Source organism: Terracoccus sp. 273MFTsu3.1, assembly GCF_000383675.1.
GTDB lineage: Bacteria > Actinomycetota > Actinomycetes > Actinomycetales > Dermatophilaceae > Terrabacter.
Genome location: NZ_KB911820.1, coordinates 467,407 through 481,915, shown reverse-complemented (window position 1 = coordinate 481,915; position 14,509 = coordinate 467,407). Strand labels below are relative to the sequence as shown.

The 14,509-nt window shown below is 70.3% G+C and carries 14 protein-coding genes; 2 read left to right on the top strand and 12 right to left on the bottom strand.

The genetic code is table 11. The annotated features are described in order from the left end of the window. Positions 1 to 2: 2 nt before the first annotated feature. Complete coding sequence (locus H283_RS0102210) at positions 3 to 1,367, bottom strand: ABC transporter substrate-binding protein (RefSeq protein WP_020141878.1); 1,365 nt, start codon at positions 1,365 to 1,367, stop codon at positions 3 to 5. Further along, positions 1,364 to 2,899 carry an alpha-N-arabinofuranosidase gene (locus tag H283_RS0102205; protein ID WP_020141877.1) on the bottom strand — a complete coding sequence of 512 codons (1,536 nt, stop codon included), beginning with the start codon at positions 2,897 to 2,899 and terminating at the stop codon, positions 1,364 to 1,366. Before H283_RS0102205 ends, H283_RS0102210 begins: the two co-directional genes overlap by 4 nt. Positions 2,900 to 3,133: 234 nt before the next feature. On the opposite strand from H283_RS0102205, the gene H283_RS0102200 reads away from it, so the two are divergent. Beyond that, positions 3,134 to 4,150 (top strand): LacI family DNA-binding transcriptional regulator, encoded by a 1,017-nt coding sequence (locus tag H283_RS0102200; RefSeq protein ID WP_255324754.1) that lies wholly within the window; start codon positions 3,134 to 3,136, stop codon positions 4,148 to 4,150. A gap of 11 nt (positions 4,151 to 4,161) precedes the next feature. Here H283_RS0102200 and H283_RS0102195 read toward each other — a convergent pair whose 3' ends face one another. The 4 genes from H283_RS0102195 to H283_RS0102180 form a co-directional block, all read right to left on the bottom strand. Continuing rightward, on the bottom strand, positions 4,162 to 4,812 hold the full coding sequence (locus tag H283_RS0102195) for a hypothetical protein (RefSeq protein ID WP_020141875.1): 651 nt from the start codon (positions 4,810 to 4,812) through the stop codon (positions 4,162 to 4,164). Positions 4,813 to 4,964: 152 nt separating this feature from the next. Further along, a complete protein-coding gene (locus H283_RS0102190; protein ID WP_020141874.1) occupies positions 4,965 to 5,546 on the bottom strand; it encodes a DinB family protein in 582 nt (193 codons plus the stop codon). 47 nt (positions 5,547 to 5,593) lie between these two features. Next, positions 5,594 to 5,761, bottom strand: coding sequence for a hypothetical protein (locus H283_RS28010; RefSeq protein WP_020141873.1), 168 nt, complete (start codon positions 5,759 to 5,761; stop codon positions 5,594 to 5,596). A 9-nt stretch (positions 5,762 to 5,770) separates the two neighbouring features. After that, positions 5,771 to 6,463 (bottom strand): alpha/beta fold hydrolase, encoded by a 693-nt coding sequence (locus H283_RS0102180; RefSeq protein ID WP_156022921.1) that lies wholly within the window; start codon positions 6,461 to 6,463, stop codon positions 5,771 to 5,773. A gap of 44 nt (positions 6,464 to 6,507) precedes the next feature. Between H283_RS0102180 and H283_RS0102175 the strand changes: the two genes are divergently transcribed. Next, entirely contained in the window at positions 6,508 to 6,756 is a 249-nt protein-coding gene (locus tag H283_RS0102175) for a DUF2630 family protein (RefSeq protein WP_020141871.1), read from the top strand. On the opposite strand, the gene H283_RS0102170 is transcribed toward H283_RS0102175, so the two are convergent. The 6 genes from H283_RS0102170 to H283_RS0102145 form a co-directional block, all read right to left on the bottom strand. Next, positions 6,757 to 7,479 carry a hypothetical protein gene (locus H283_RS0102170; protein ID WP_196805890.1) on the bottom strand — a complete coding sequence of 241 codons (723 nt, stop codon included), beginning with the start codon at positions 7,477 to 7,479 and terminating at the stop codon, positions 6,757 to 6,759. It lies immediately after the preceding gene. Positions 7,480 to 7,617: 138 nt separating this feature from the next. Further along, a complete protein-coding gene (locus H283_RS0102165; RefSeq protein WP_020141869.1) occupies positions 7,618 to 9,444 on the bottom strand; it encodes a glycoside hydrolase family 3 protein in 1,827 nt (608 codons plus the stop codon). Between the two features lie 97 nt (positions 9,445 to 9,541). Beyond that, on the bottom strand, positions 9,542 to 11,167 hold the full coding sequence (locus H283_RS0102160; protein ID WP_020141868.1) for a glucoamylase family protein: 1,626 nt from the start codon (positions 11,165 to 11,167) through the stop codon (positions 9,542 to 9,544). A 34-nt stretch (positions 11,168 to 11,201) separates the two neighbouring features. Further along, a complete protein-coding gene (locus tag H283_RS0102155; RefSeq protein WP_020141867.1) occupies positions 11,202 to 12,116 on the bottom strand; it encodes an ABC transporter permease subunit in 915 nt (304 codons plus the stop codon). A gap of 1 nt (position 12,117) precedes the next feature. Then, complete coding sequence (locus tag H283_RS0102150; RefSeq protein WP_020141866.1) at positions 12,118 to 13,128, bottom strand: carbohydrate ABC transporter permease; 1,011 nt, start codon at positions 13,126 to 13,128, stop codon at positions 12,118 to 12,120. A gap of 4 nt (positions 13,129 to 13,132) precedes the next feature. Beyond that, entirely contained in the window at positions 13,133 to 14,419 is a 1,287-nt protein-coding gene (locus tag H283_RS0102145; RefSeq protein ID WP_020141865.1) for a sugar ABC transporter substrate-binding protein, read from the bottom strand. Positions 14,420 to 14,509 lie beyond the last annotated feature (90 nt).

Below are 14,509 nucleotides of genomic sequence, written 5' to 3'. Positions count from 1 at the left end.
GGTCAGGCCCCGTACTTCTTGGCGTTGGCCTCGAGGATCTTCGTCGCGCGACCGGCCGCGTCGGACAGGACGGTCTTGGGGTCCTGCCCGCCGAGCACGGCGGCGTTGACCGCCTTGTCGAACTCCGGCATGGCGTCTCCGATGCCGGCGACCGGCGGCGGGAAGTGCAGGTCGTCGATCTGGCTGGCCAGCGTCGCCTGGTCGGTCAGCGCCTTGAACTCCGCCGACTCGCGCACCGAGTTGCGGGCCGGCACCTGGCCGCCCTTGGCCCACTCGAGGCTCTTCGTGCTGATCCAGTTGAGGAACACGCGGGCCGCGACCTGCTTGTTCTCGTCGGGCGTGCGCATCGTCGGCAGGACGAACTGGTGCGAGCCGGCCCACGCCGCCTTGGTGCCGCCGATGTTGGGCAGCGGCGCGACACCCCACTGCAGGCCCGACTTCTCCTTGAGGGTGTTGATCGTCCAGATGCCGTTCCAGTTGAAGGCGGTCTTGCCGTTCTGGAGGGCGACGATGTCGGCGTCCTGGGCGATCTTGCCGGCCGAGTAGCCCTTCGTGACGAGGTCCTGGAACCACGTGAGCGCCTTGACGCCGGCGTCGTCGGCCCAGAGCACCTGCTTGGCGTCGTCGGAGAAGAGCGAGCCGCCGAACTGGTAGATGAGCGACTGGATCGACAGGCCGCCGGTGAAGGGGAAGGGGCTCGCCCAGTGGCCCTCGATGCCCTTGCCCTTCATCGTCTCGAGCGCGGCCATGTAGTCGTCGGCCGTCATCGGCGGCTTCTCGGGGTCGAGACCGCCCTGCTCCATGACGGCCTTGTTGTAGAAGAACCCGAGCGGGTGCACGTCGAGCGGGATGGAGTAGCGCTTGCCGTTGTAGATGCCGGCCTTCCACGGCACGGGAGCGAAGTCGGACTCGCTCAGCTTGAGCGCGGTCGCGACGTCGTCGAGCGGCTGGATGACGTTGCGGGCCGCGTTCGTCGCGACGGAGTCGACGTGCATGATGCCGATGTCGGGGCCCTTGCCGGCCGTGACGGCGGCCGGGAGCTTGGCGTAGTAGTCGGCCCACTGCATCGTGTTCATGCTGACGGCGATGTTGGCGTGCTCGGTGTTGAACTGGTCGACGAGGCGCTTCATGAAGGGTCCGTCACCGCCGGTGAAGCCGTTCCAGAACTGGAGGGCCACCTTCGGGCCGCTGTAGCCGGTCGCTCCCCCGCCGGCCGACACGGCAGGTGCCTGGCCGGGGACGCCGCTCGAGCCGGAGCCGCACGCGGCGAGACCGGCGACGCCGGCGATCCCGAGCGCTCCCGACAGGATCGTGCGCCGCGAGAGCGGGGTGAGGGGTGACTGCGGGCGGGGCGTGGTGTTCGTCATTGAACGGTCCCTTCGGTGAGGCGGATGCAGTGCCAGGAGGTGGGCGGCAGGGTTGCCGTGAGGGTGGTGCCGGCGGTGACGTCGACCGCGGCGTCCCCGGGGCGCGGGGTCACCCGGTCGGGGTGGTCCTCGGTGTTCGTGGCCGAGGGATCGTCGTCGTGCACCTGGAGGTGCTCGACGAGGGCGTATGCCGTGGGGTGGCCCCCCACGGCGGCCGCGACGTCGAGCGTCAGCTCGGACGTCTCGGTGCGGCTCCGGTTGACGACGAAGACGGTGAGGTCTCCGGTGTCGGGGTCGTGGGTCGCGGTGACGACGAGGGAGTCGACCGGCCCGAAGGCCTTGGTCTCGACCACGTCGCAGGCGACGGCGGGGCGCAGCACGGTGCCACGGGCATACCTCGCCGTGAGCGCGAAGGGGTGGAAGATCGTCTGCTTCCACGCGGCGCCGCCGGGCCGGGTGGCGATGGGGGCGATGACGTTGACGAGCTGCGCCTGGCAGGCCATCGAGACGCGGTCGGTGTGCTGGAGGAGGGTGATGAGCAGGCTCCCCACGACGACGGCGTCGGTGACGTCGTAGACGTCCTCGATGAGCTCGGGCGCCTCGCGGACCTCGAGGGAGCTCTCGCCGTGGAAGCGCTCCTGGAACCACACGTTCCACTCGTCGAAGGAGACCATGATCCGCTTGTCGGAGCCGCGGACCGCGGCGACGTGGTCGGCCGTCGCGACGACCGACTCGATGAAGCGGTGCATGTCCTCGCCGCTCGCGAGGAAGGAGTCGACGTCGCCGTCGACGGGCTCGTAGTAGGCGTGCGCCGAGATGTGGTCGACGAGGTCGAAGCAGCGCTCGAGGACGACCCGCTCCCACGTGCCGAACGTGGGCATGCCGCGGTTGGACGAGCCGCAGGCGACGAGCTCGAGGCCGGGGTCGACCCGGCGCATGGCGCGCGCGGCCTCCTCGGCGACCCGGGCGTACTCCTCGGCCGTCTTGTGGCCCATCTGCCACGGGCCGTCCATCTCGTTGCCGAGGCACCAGACGCGGATGTCGTGGGGCTCCGTGTGGCCGTTCTTGGCCCGCCGGTCGGGCCACGACGTCCCGGTGTCGGCGTTGCAGTAGAGCAGCAGGTCGATGGCCTCCTGGACGCCGCGGGTGCCGAGGTTGACCGCCATCATCGGCTCGACGCCGACGCCGCGCGCCCAGTCGACGAAGTCGTCGGTGCCGACCTGGTTGGTCTCGACGGAGCGCCAGGCGAGGTCGAGCTGGGTGGGGCGGTCGGCCTTGGGCCCGATGCCGTCCTCCCAGCGGTAGTTCGAGACGAAGTTGCCGCCGGGGTAGCGCACGACGGTGACCCCGAGCTCGCGGACGAGCCGGGCGACGTCGGTGCGGAAGCCCAGCTCGTCGGCGTCGGGGTGGTCCGGCTCGTAGATGCCGGTGTAGACGCACCGGCCCATGTGCTCGACGAAGGACCCGAAGGTCCTCGGCCGCACGGGCCCCACCGTGTAGGCGGGGTCCAGCCGCACCATCGCTCGTCCCATGCGGTCCTCCTTGACCGTCGGCGTTCGGGCCGCACCGTTTTACAACGGTTACCCATTTGCGTCTGGCCTGAAAATTACAACGGTTACCGAAAAGTGTCCAGAGGTGTCCCGAGGTCGCCACGCAGCGCGTCGTCGGGCGCTAGCCTGTTCCTCGACGGGGGCCCACGGGGGCATCCAGGGGCCGGACAGGGCTCCGCACGGACGGAGGCACGGTTGGCGGCGCGGCTGCGGGACGTGGCGGAGCGTGCGGGAGTGTCGGTCAAGACCGCCTCCAACGTGCTCAACCACCACCCCCACGTGAAGGCGAGCACGCGCGAGCGCGTCGAGGCCGCGATGGCCGAGCTGCACTACCGGCCCAACCTCTCGGCGCGCAGCCTCAAGCACGGTCGCGCCGGGTTCCTCGCCCTCGCCGTGCCGGCGATGGACTCCCCCTACTTCGCCGAGCTCGCGGCGCGCATCACGGAGGAGGCGGCCGCGCTCGGCTTCATCGTCCTGCTCGACGTGACGGGCGGCGACGCCGATGCCGAACGCGTCGTCCTCGAGGGGATGCGGTCGCACGTCATCGACGGCGTCATCTTCTCGCCGCTCGCCCTCTCCCCCGACGAGATCGGGCGACGGGCCGACAGCCTGCCGATGGTGCTGCTCGGCGAGCGGCCCGTCCCCACCGGCTTCGACCACATCGCGGTCGACTCCGTGGCGGCAGCTCGAGCCGCCACGGAACACCTTGTGGCACAAGGGCGTCGACGCATCGCTGCGGTCGGGCGCGAGACGACGAGGGGCACCGCGTCCATGCGCCTGCGCGGCTACCGCCAGGCGCTCAAGGGTGCCGGTCTCCCCTACGACCCCGACCTCGTCATCGGCGTGCCCCACTTCGAGCGCGCCGACGGCCACGCCGCGATGCAACGGCTGCTCGCGCTGCCCGAGCCTCCCGACGCCGTCTTCTGCTTCAACGACCTCATGGCCATCGGCGCCCTGCGCGCCTGCGTCGAGGCCGGCGTGGACGTGCCGGACGAGGTCGCCATCGTCGGGTTCGACGACATCGCCGAGACCCGCTACTCCAACCCGACGGTCACGACGATCTCGCCCGACCTCACCGGCCTGGCGCGAGCCGCGCTCGAGCTGCTGTCACGCCGCATCGACGGCGAGCGCGGTGACGCCGAGGAGGTCGAGGTGGCGTGGACGCTCGAGGCGCGCGAGACGACCCTCGGGGTCCCGGCCCGCCGGCGCCGTGAGGCGTCGACGCCGGACTGAGGCAGAATCGCTCAGCCGACCGGATCCGACGACGGCGCAACGGGATCGGCGAGGGCGGCGGCGGGCGCAGTGGACGACGGCTGGACCGGCAGGGTTACGCGGTAGGTCCGGGTGACACTCGCGCCGACACAGGCTTTCGCGGCCGGGCCCACGGCGCTCGTGGTCGTCGTGAAGCTGGCCGTGACGTCGGCCGTGACGACCTTCGCGGAGGAGAAGGCCGGCACGAGGAGGCGCACCGCCGTGTAGTCGCGGACGGACGCCGCGAGACGGTTCTGGTGGTAGAAGGACGAGTACGCGCCGGTGTTGACGGGATAGCCGACATCCGCACCGGCCGCCACCACCGTGACGGAGACGGAGCAGACGGGCACGTCCGTCGTCCACGGGATCCGGACCCACGACTGCTGTCCGGCCACGACGGGTCCCAGCGCCCGCGTGACGGGGCGCAGGCCCGTGGAGACGCTGGCGTCGACGAGGTCGCTCTCCGGGGCGAGCGTCGTGACCGGTGCGGTCGGCGCGCTGCTCACCGGTGCCGCGGCTCGTGGCGTCGGCGCGGTCGCCGGGCCCATCGACTGGGCGCCGAGGACCACGGCGCCGGCTCCCACCGCCACGAGGACGGCACGGCCGAGCAACGTCCGGCGTGGGGCCTGGGCGGGGTCAGACATGGGCGGTCCTCCGGGGACGGTCGGTCACGAGTGGCGCCGGACCGGCGCCACGACCTCAGTGTGTCGACGCCGTCGCAAGGCCGCCCGCCCGAAGCAGCAGGAATCCTGCAAGGTCGGCGCAAGAGCGGCACGGCACGCGGCGAGCCCCTTTGTCAGGCGCCGGCTCCCGCTGCGCGTGCAGCCTGCTCGACCCTCTCGCGATGGGCCGCCCAGTCGTCGGCGGCGTCGCTCGTCGAGACGGCGCCGTCGTCGACGACGCCGTCGACCTGCTCCCGGAGGATGTCGGCGTGGCCGGCGTGGCGGTTGGTCTCGGTGAGGACGTGCACCATGAGGTTGAAGAGCATGACGTCCGGTCGCGGCCACCACGGGACGTGGCCCGGCGCGTCGATCGGCAGCGCCTCGATCGTCGCGTCGGCGTGGGCGCAGGCGCGCCGGTAGCGCTCGACGACCTCGGCCCGCGACTCGTCCGCCCTGACCCACAGCTGGTCGCGGCTCACGAAGCCCGCGTCGTCGAACTGGGGCAGCGGCTCGGGGAAGGGGCGCCCCAGGATGCCGCCGAGGTAGCGCGCCTCGGACAGCGTGAGGTGCTTGACGAGGCCGAGCAGGTTGGTGCCCGTCGTCGTCAGGGGTCGGCGCGCGTCGTACTCCGAGACCCCGTCGAGCTTCTGCAGCAGGGACGTCCGGACCCAGCGCAGGTTGTCGTGGAGGTACGCCTTGGCGAAGTCGTCGATCACGGACCCAGCCTTGCACGCGCACAGGTCGGCGACCCGACGTGCGGCGGTCAGACGGATCGGAAGAACCTCAGGTAGAAGGCGCCGAACACGAGGACGATGCCCACGTTGGCCATGAGCCGCGCCCACGCGTGGTCCCTGAAGAAGAGGACGTCGACGGCCACGACGACGGCCACCATCACGAGCGCGTAGAGCACGCCGAGCACGGACCTTCCCATGCCCCAGTCCTACTCCCGACGCCTGGGGAATGCCATGAGGTATGCCGTGAGCTCGGTCGGGTGCGAGAGTGCGGCCAGGTGCCCGCCGGGCACGACATCGATGTCGAGGCCCAGCCGGTCGAGCGCCACGCGACGCTGGAGATCGGCCGGGAAGAAGCGGTCGTCGGCGCCGGCCACGACGCGGGTCGGCACGTCGGGCCAGGCATTGATGGCGCACGGCGTCTCGAAGGCGCGCTCCGCCTCGGGTCGCTGGTGCTCCTCGCCCGTCGCCGCGACCGCCGGGTCGACGTCGTGGAGGAAGTACGTGTCGAGGTCGATCTCCTCGCTCCACCCACCGGCGCGGGCCGCCGCGACCCGGGCCTCCTCCGACCGCACGGCGTCCCACCACGCACCGGCGGTCTCGCCCGGGAGCGGGACCATGGCGTTGAGCAGGACGATGCCGGCGACGGGTCGCCGCGCCGCGACCATCGGCACGGTGAAGCCGCCCATCGACTGCCCGACGACCACGACGTCGTCACGCCCCTCGACCGCAGAGGTCACGAGGGCGGCGTACTCCGACAGCCCGGCGGCCGGGTCGTCGGCGGGCAGGTCGACCGCGACGGCCTCGTGGCCGGCGTCCTCGAGGAGCGGAACGACCCGGTGCCAGTACCAGGCAGCGCCGCCTGCACCCGGGACGAGCGCGAATGTGGTCACTGTCCACATGCTAGCCCTCGACGGCGCCCGTGGGGCCGTGCGATCGTGGGCCCATGGCTGACGACCCCTCGATCCAGGACCGCATCGGCTCGCTCATCGACGAGGAGCACCGACTGCGCTCGGCCCTGCAGGCCGGCGACATCACCGTCGACGAGGAGCACGCCCGACTGCGCAGCGTCGAGGTGGAGCTGGACCAGTGCTGGGACCTGCTGCGGCAGCGCCGGGCCCGGCGCGAGTTCGGCCAGGACCCCGACGGCGCCGAGGTGCGCTCCGAGCGCACCGTCGAGGGCTACACCGGCTGATCAGATCTTGTAGGTGTACCAGCGGTAGTTCTCGGCCCGGACCCAGATGGTGCCGTTGTAGGAGTAGCTGTAGTAGGGCACCATCACCGTGAACGTGTAGGTGGGGCGTCCGGCCGTCACCTTCTGGTGGTAGCCCGTCTCGACGCTGGGTGACTTACCGACCTTGGGCGTCGTCCACGACGCGCTCTTCTGTCCGAAGCTTCCCCGCGTCACGGTGTAGCCGCTGCAGAGCTGGATCGGGGTGCTCACGCTGGCCTCGAAGACACCCGTGGTCGCCGTCAGGCCGACGTTGATCGGCGTGCCGCACGACGTCGTGGACTTGTAGGTCGGCGTCGCCGAGTAGTCGTTGCTCGACGTGTACTTCGCCGACGAGATGGTCTGGCCCAGGACGGCCGCCGCATTGCTGTTGCTGCCGCTGGCGTTCGTCCACACCGTCTGCAGATCGGCGGCATACCAGTCGTACGAGCTGTTGCTGTCGTTGAACTTGTAGACCGCGTAACAGATCTTCACCGTCCCGTGGGAGCGCGTGTCGACGTTGTACTGGGTGGAGTAGGCGGACTCGCCGCCCCACCACGAGATCGCGCCCGAGCAGACGCGGTTGACGATGCTTGCGCTGGCGGGCACGTTCATGGCGGCGGAGGCGGGCACTGCCGTGCTGGCGATGCCCGCGACCACTCCGGCACCGGCTAGCAGCACCGTGGCGACACGACTGGACTTCATCATGGTTCCCCTGTCTCGAGGTCTTGCGCGATGGTGGTCGCATCGTGCTCCTCTCGGCGTGGCAGCGAACCAGGAACGCGGAAGCCGGCCCCCGAGACTGCGTGAACACGCAGTCGGGGGCCGGCCTGCTTGCCATGTGCCTCAGATCGTGAGGCCGTGGCCGAACGCGAAGAGCGGGTCGTCGTAGCCCGGCACGTCCTCCCCGTGCGCCCGCACCTGGTCCATCGACCGCGGGAGGTCGAAGGGCAGCCGACCCTCGGGGGCGATGGTGCCGGTGACGGCGTCGAGCAGGGCGTCGTCGCTGCTGCCGTAGCTGCCGACGACGGCCGACGCGAAGCGCAGCAGCGGCGTGACGACAGCCGGTCGGTCGAGCACGACGTCGACGACGAGCGGGCAGACCGCGGCGATCCGCTCGAGCCGGGCGATGAGGCCGGGCGGGAAGTCGAGCGAGCCCTGGTGGAACCACGACTCGAGGAAGAGGTCCGAACGCGGGTCGAACGGGGCGGTGAGCCGCACGACGGCGACGTCGGCGTCCTCGGGCCGGTCGACGAGCTTGCCGTGCCGCACCACCGCCTCGGGTGAGACGCGTTCGGCGTAGATGCGCAGCCCCTGCTCGAGCGGGAGCCGATCGTCCGCGTTGTGCAGCACCGTCACCGAACGGGCCTGGGCGGCATACCCCTCCTCACGGAAGTCACCCCGACCCACGGTCGTGGCGGCGGCGTCCTCGTCGACGTACGGGTCGTCGAACAGCCCGAGCCGGAACTTCACGGCGAGGATGCGGCGCGCCGACTCGTCGACGCGAGCCACGGAGACCCGTCCCTGCGCGACGAGGTCGAGGAGGATGTCGACGCACTCCTCGCCGCCGAACTGGTCGGCACCGGCCTCGAGGATCAGCTCCATGCGGCCGTGCGGGTCGAGGTGCTCGACACCCCACGCCCGTGCCGGGAGCACCTGGTCGCCGACGTGGTTGTCGTTGACGAGCTCCCAGTCCGTGACGACGACGCCGTCGTAGCCGAGCTTCTCGCGGAGCAGTCCGGTGACGACCTGCTTGTTGTAGCCGAAGCCGATCGGCTCGATCGGCACGCCGTCGACGACGAGGTCGACCGGCATCCCGTAGTAGGGCATGATCCCCGCGGTGCCGGCCTCGATGATCGGCGGGAACGGCTTGAGGTGGTCGGCGAACCGCCCTCCGGGATAGACCTGCTCGCGCCCGTAGGGGAAGTGTGCGTCCTCGCCGTCCTTCTGCGGACCGCCACCGGGGAAGTGCTTGCTCGTGCACGCGACGCTGCCCGGGCCGAGCGAATCACCTTGGAAGCCCTTGAGATACGCCACCCCGAGCTCGGTCACGAGATTCGGGTCCTGACCGAAGGTGCCGGCCTGGCGCGCCCAGCGCGGCTCCGTCGCGAGGTCGAGCGTGGGGTGCAGCGCGGCGCGGATGCCGACGGCGGCATACTCCTGGCGGGCGATGTCGGCGAAGCGCCGCACCGCGTCCGCGTCGCGCAGCGCGGCGAGGCCCAGCGGCTCCGGCCACTGCGAGAACGCGCCGGCGGAGAACGACACCCCGACGTTCTCGATGAACGCGTGCCGCGGGTCGGTCGACACCGTCACGGGTATGCCGTGTGGCGTGCCCTCGGCGAGAGCCTGCAGGGCGTTGCTCCACCGGGCCGCCATCCGCGGGTCGTCGAGGGCGTGCACGTTGAAGTGGTTGAGGTGCTTGTCGAGCACGACGGTGCTCGTGGGGGACTTGCTGATGGTGCCCGGGTGCTCGAGCACCGTGCCGTCCGCACCGGCCTCGATGACGGTCTGGAACATGAGGCCGACCTTCTCCTCGAGGGAGAGCCGCCCGAGGAGGTCCTCGACGCGCTCCTCGACGGTCAGGCGTGGGTCCTCGTAGGGATCCATCCGGCCGTTGCCGTTGAGGTCGCGGTAGGCGACGCCGTCCTCGGAGGTGGAGAGCTCGGGGCGCACGGGTGGTGCCTTTCGTCGGTGAGGGGTCCCGTGGCCGCCCGATGCGTGCGGTCGGACGGCCACGGGATGGTGGTGCGGGTGGTGCGGCTGCGGTGGGTCAGGCGATCGGGCTCGCGCCGAACTCCTCGACACCGATGACCGGGCGCAGGACGCGCTCCACGGCTGTGGTGCTGAAGGCGCGACGGAGGACGTCGTTGCCGAGCACGTTGCCCGCGGCGCCCATGACCATGGCCTGGTCGAGCGAGAGGTAGCGGCGGGCGACGGTCCCGGACCGGACGGCCACGGCGTCGAAGAAGCCGCCGCGGTCGTAGGAGTCGAAGTCGGCCTTGAGGTTGGCGAGGTTGGTGAACGCCTCGTCCGGCTCGTGCATCATCGCGAGGAACGACGCGTGCGGCGTGACGACGCCGTCGCCGTAGGTCGGGTTCGGGTTCGTCGCCGCACGGCAGTCGCCGAAGCCCGGGTCGTAGTTCGTGCTCTCCTGGTCGGACATGTAGCCCGTCGGGTTGAGGCCGAGCGCGTCGACGCCGTACTCCCGGTAGCCGCCGGCGGGGTTGCTCGACGGGCTGAAGCCCCAGTAGCCGTACCCGGCGTCGATGAGCCCGTGCTCACGCTGGGCCCGGACGTGGAGCGGGTGGTTGCGACCCCACGAGCGGGGCGCCCAGGCGGCCTCGTCGACGAAGACGTCGGGCATGAGCTCCTCGAACATCGAGCCGCCCCAGCCGGGCACGATGTGCATGCCGCGGTAGGTGTAGGCACCCTCGTAGACGTCGAGGCCGTAGTACGTGCGGTTCTCGCCGACGGGCTGCATCTCGTGCCACGACCAGTCGCACGTCGCGGGGAACGTGCGCCACATCGCGAAGTACTGCTTCGCGGGGATCTGACCGGTGATGATGCCGAGGTAGCTCGTGATGCGGGTCTCCGACACCGTCGTGTCGTAGTGGTGCGTCGTGAGCCAGACGGGGTCGCCGCCGATGTGGGTGCCCTGGTAGGTGCCGCCGGGACGCCCGTCCTCGTACGGGTAGAACCCGCCGTGGATGAGACCGCCGGCGCGCACCTGGTGGGCCGGGTCGCTGTTGTCGTTGTAGAAGGAGTCCCAGCGCATCCGGTCGAAGATGCGCCTGGCCCACGGGGCGGCGGCCTTGTCGGACCCGGCCACGACGAGCAGCGCCGCGCCGAGCCAGCCGTTGTCGACGCTGGAGCAGAACGGGACGACCTTGTCGCCCGAGTCCGGCCACGTGTGCAGCGCCGTGGCGGTCGCCTCGTCGTACCAGTTGTAGTACATGCCGCTCGGCGTGTGGTGCTCCATCCGCTCGACCGTCTTGAGCGTGCGGATCAGGCGGGCGGTCGCCTCGCCACGGGTGATGATGCCGAGCTCGCGGGCGACGACGGTCGACCAGAGGTAGCCGCCGATGTTCGTCGGCGACGTGTAGCCCGAGCGGTCGCCGGCGGCGAGCGAGGCCGGGATGTTGTCGGCCGGCAGGCCGGTCCTCGGGTCGGTCATCGCGACGAGGCTGCGCCACGTGTCGGCCGCCCACGTGCGCACCGTGGCGCCCTGGAGGGAACGGACGGCATTCGGGCCCGACGAGCGCAGGAAGGCGGGCGCCTGGCGCGCGCCGGTGGTCGACGCGGACGCCGAGGGTGCGAGCGCGAAGGCGGCGACGGAGGCCGCGCCCCCGACGAGCATCGAGCGGCGGCTGGGGGTGTAGAGCTTCTTCTCGGACATGGTGCAGTGCTCCTGTTTCCGGGGTGGGGACGGCTTACTTGAGGCCGGTGGTGGCGATGCCCTCGATGAAGCGCTTCTGGAAGATGAGGAAGACGACGAGGATCGGGATGATGACGACCGTGGCGCCGGCGAGCAGCAGCCCGTAGTTCGTGCTGTTCTGACCGGTCGAGTAGAGGGCCAGGGCCACCGGGAGGGTGTACTTGTCCTCGGACTGCGCCACGACGAGCGGCCACAGGAAGTTGTTCCAGCTGCCGAGGAACGTCAGGATGCCCAGCGTCGCGAGGGCGGGTCCGCACAGTGGCAGGATGATCTTCCAGAAGATCCGCAGCTCACCGGCACCGTCGACGCGCCCTGCGTCGAGCAGGTCCCTCGGCAGGCCGAGGATGAACTGGCGCATGAGGAAGACGCCGAACGGGCTGACGAGGAACGGCAGGAAGAGGCCGGGCAGGGTGTTGATGAGGCCGGCGTTCGCGACGAGCACGAAGAGCGGCACGAAGGTCACGACGCCCGGGATCATGAGCGTGCCCATGACCGCGATGAAGATCGCCTTCTTGCCCTTGAAGTCGAGCATCGCCAGGGCGTAGCCGAGCATCGAGCAGAAGATGAGGTTGCCGGCCGTCACGACGACGGCGACGACGATCGAGTTCGTGAAGAACTGGCCGAAGTTCAGCTTGCTGAACAGCTGCGTGTAGTTGTCGAGCGAGGCGCTCTCGGGCAGCCACGTCGGCGGGACCTGGCGCAGCTCGCCCTCACCCTTGAAGCTGCCGAGCACCATCCAGACGAACGGGGCGATGACGGCGACGAGCGCGACGGTCAGCAGCACGTAGAGCCACCAGCGGCTGCCCTGGCTCGAGCCGACCATGCCCGATCCGGTCCTGCTCGCCTTCGACGTCGGTGCCGGAGCCGGGGCTGTCGGACCGGTCGGTCGCGGTGCGGTGTCGACGGACATCTCAGGTCCTCTCTCGGAGCAGGCGGAACTGCAGGGCCGTGACGATCGCGATGACGACGAAGATGATGTAGCTCATCGCCGACGCGAGACCGTAGTTGCCGAAGCCGAACTGCTGGTAGGTGTACATCGACAGCGAGATCGTGCTGTTGAGCGGGCCGCCCTTGGTCATGACGAACGGCTCCTCGAAGAACTGGAGGTAGCCGATGGCCGTCGTGACCATGACGAAGAGCAGGGTCGGTCGCAGCAGCGGCATGGTGACGTAGCGGAACCGCTTCCAGGCGTTGGCGCCGTCGATCGCGGCCGCCTCGTGGAGCTCGGCGGGCACGGCCTGCAGCCCCGCGAGGAAGATGATCATCGCGGTGCCGAAGTTGCGCCACGCGGCCATCATGATGAGCGCCGGCATCGACCAGTTCGGGTCACCGAGCCAGTTGGGCCCGGTGATGCCGAACCACCCGAGGGCGGTGTTGATGAGGCCACCCGGGTCCTGCAGGAGGAAGCGCCACACGACGGCCACCGCGACGATCGAGGTGATGACCGGCATGTAGAAGCCGAGGCGGAAGACCGCGCGGAAACGCGTGATCCCCTTGTCGAGCGCGACCGCGGCGGCGAGCGCGACGACGAGCGTCAGCGGCATACCGACGAGGACGAAGTACGCCGTGTTGGCGGCGGCCTTGCGGAAGGTCGGGTCCGACAGGGCCTTCGTGAAGTTGTCGAGGCCGATGATGTTGACGCTGAAGGGGTGTCGCAGGTCGCGGGCCTTGGTGTCCGTGATGCTCATGAAGAGCGACTGGACCACCGGCCAGGCCGTGAAGGCGAGGAAGAGCAGGCAGAAGGGGATCGCGAGGATCCAGGCCGCCCGCCCCTCCCGTCGCCGGGCCGAGCCGACCCGGCCGGGGGAGCCTCCGTCGCCCGCCCCCCGGGACGACCCTGTGTCGGGTCGTCCCGGGGCGGTGACCGGAGGCGGCGTCACGGGTCCGGCGGGGGACCCGGTCGTGCCGGTCTGGGCGGTCATCGGATCACATTCCCGTGCCGATGGACTCGGCCTGCTGCTGGGCCGTCTTGAGACCGGTGGCCGGGTCCTCGCCGGTCTTGGTGATCTTCTCCATCTCGGTGTCGAGCCCCTTGACGGCCTGCTCCCACGTCGGGAACGACGGCGGCGCCTTGGCGGTCTCGAGCTGCTTGCCGAAGACGGCGAGCTTCTTGTCCGAGGCGAGCGCGGGGTCCTGCCAGGCGCTCTTGACCGACGGGAGGTCGGTCGAGATGGTGTACCACTTCGACTGGACCTTGGGGTCGGCGAGCCACTGGACGAACTTCCAGGCGGTGTCGCGGTTCTTCGTGTTCTTGAAGACGACGAAGTTCGAGCCACCGACGAACGACGACGACCCGGCCGAGCCGGCGGGGATCGGCGCGACGTTGTACTTGTCCTTGAAGCCGGCGCCGCCGACCTTCTCGACCGCGGACATCATCCACGGGCCGGAGATGAACATCGGGACCTTGCCGCTCGCGAAGTCGGGCTCGGTCGTCGGGGTCGCCGGGGCGCTCTTGTTGGAGATGCCGTCGGTGAAGTACGACTGGTAGTACTTCGCGGCCTTGACCATCTCGGGGCTGTCGAAGTTGTACGACTTGCCGCCGTCCTTCGTGAGGTCGGCGCCGTCGCTCCAGGCGAACGGCATGAGGGTCTGCCACGAGCCCTCGCCACCGGCCTGGAGGCCGATGCCGTACTGCGCGCCGGCCTTGGTCTGCATGGCCTTGGCCATGTCCTTGAGGCCCTGTGCATCGGTGGGCACGCTGTCGTAGCCGGCCTTCTTGGCGAGGTCGGTGCGGTAGAAGAGCACGCGGGTCTCGACGTACCAGGGAATGCCGTAGGACGTGCCGTTGACCTCGGTGGTCTTCTGGGCACCCTCGAAGAACGCGGACTTGTCGATCTGCGCCGGCGTCGGGTCGATCGCGTCGCTGCTCGCGAACTCGCCCATCCACGTCGTGCCGACCATGGCGACGTCCGGTGTGTTGCCGGAGGCGATCGAGGCCGTGAACTTGTCGTGCGCGGCATCCCACGGGATGGCCGTGACCTGGACCTTGACGCCGGGGTTGGCGGCCTCGAAGTCCTTCGTCAGCTTGGGCAGGTTGTCCCCCTCGGCACCCATCGCCCAGACGGTGATCGTGCCGGTGGCCTTGCCGGTGCTGACCGCGGCGCCTGTCTGACCGGCGGTGGTGCCGCCGTTCTCGGCGCTGCGACCGCAGGCGGTCACGGTGAGGGCCGCGGCAGTCATGCACGCGACCGTGATGGCTGTGGTGCGTCTCATCGGTGTCTCACTTTCTCGGGTGTCTCCGACATCGGTGTCGGGGGTTGGGGGAGGGACGGACGGGGGCAGGGGGATGGGCGGAGGCGCGTC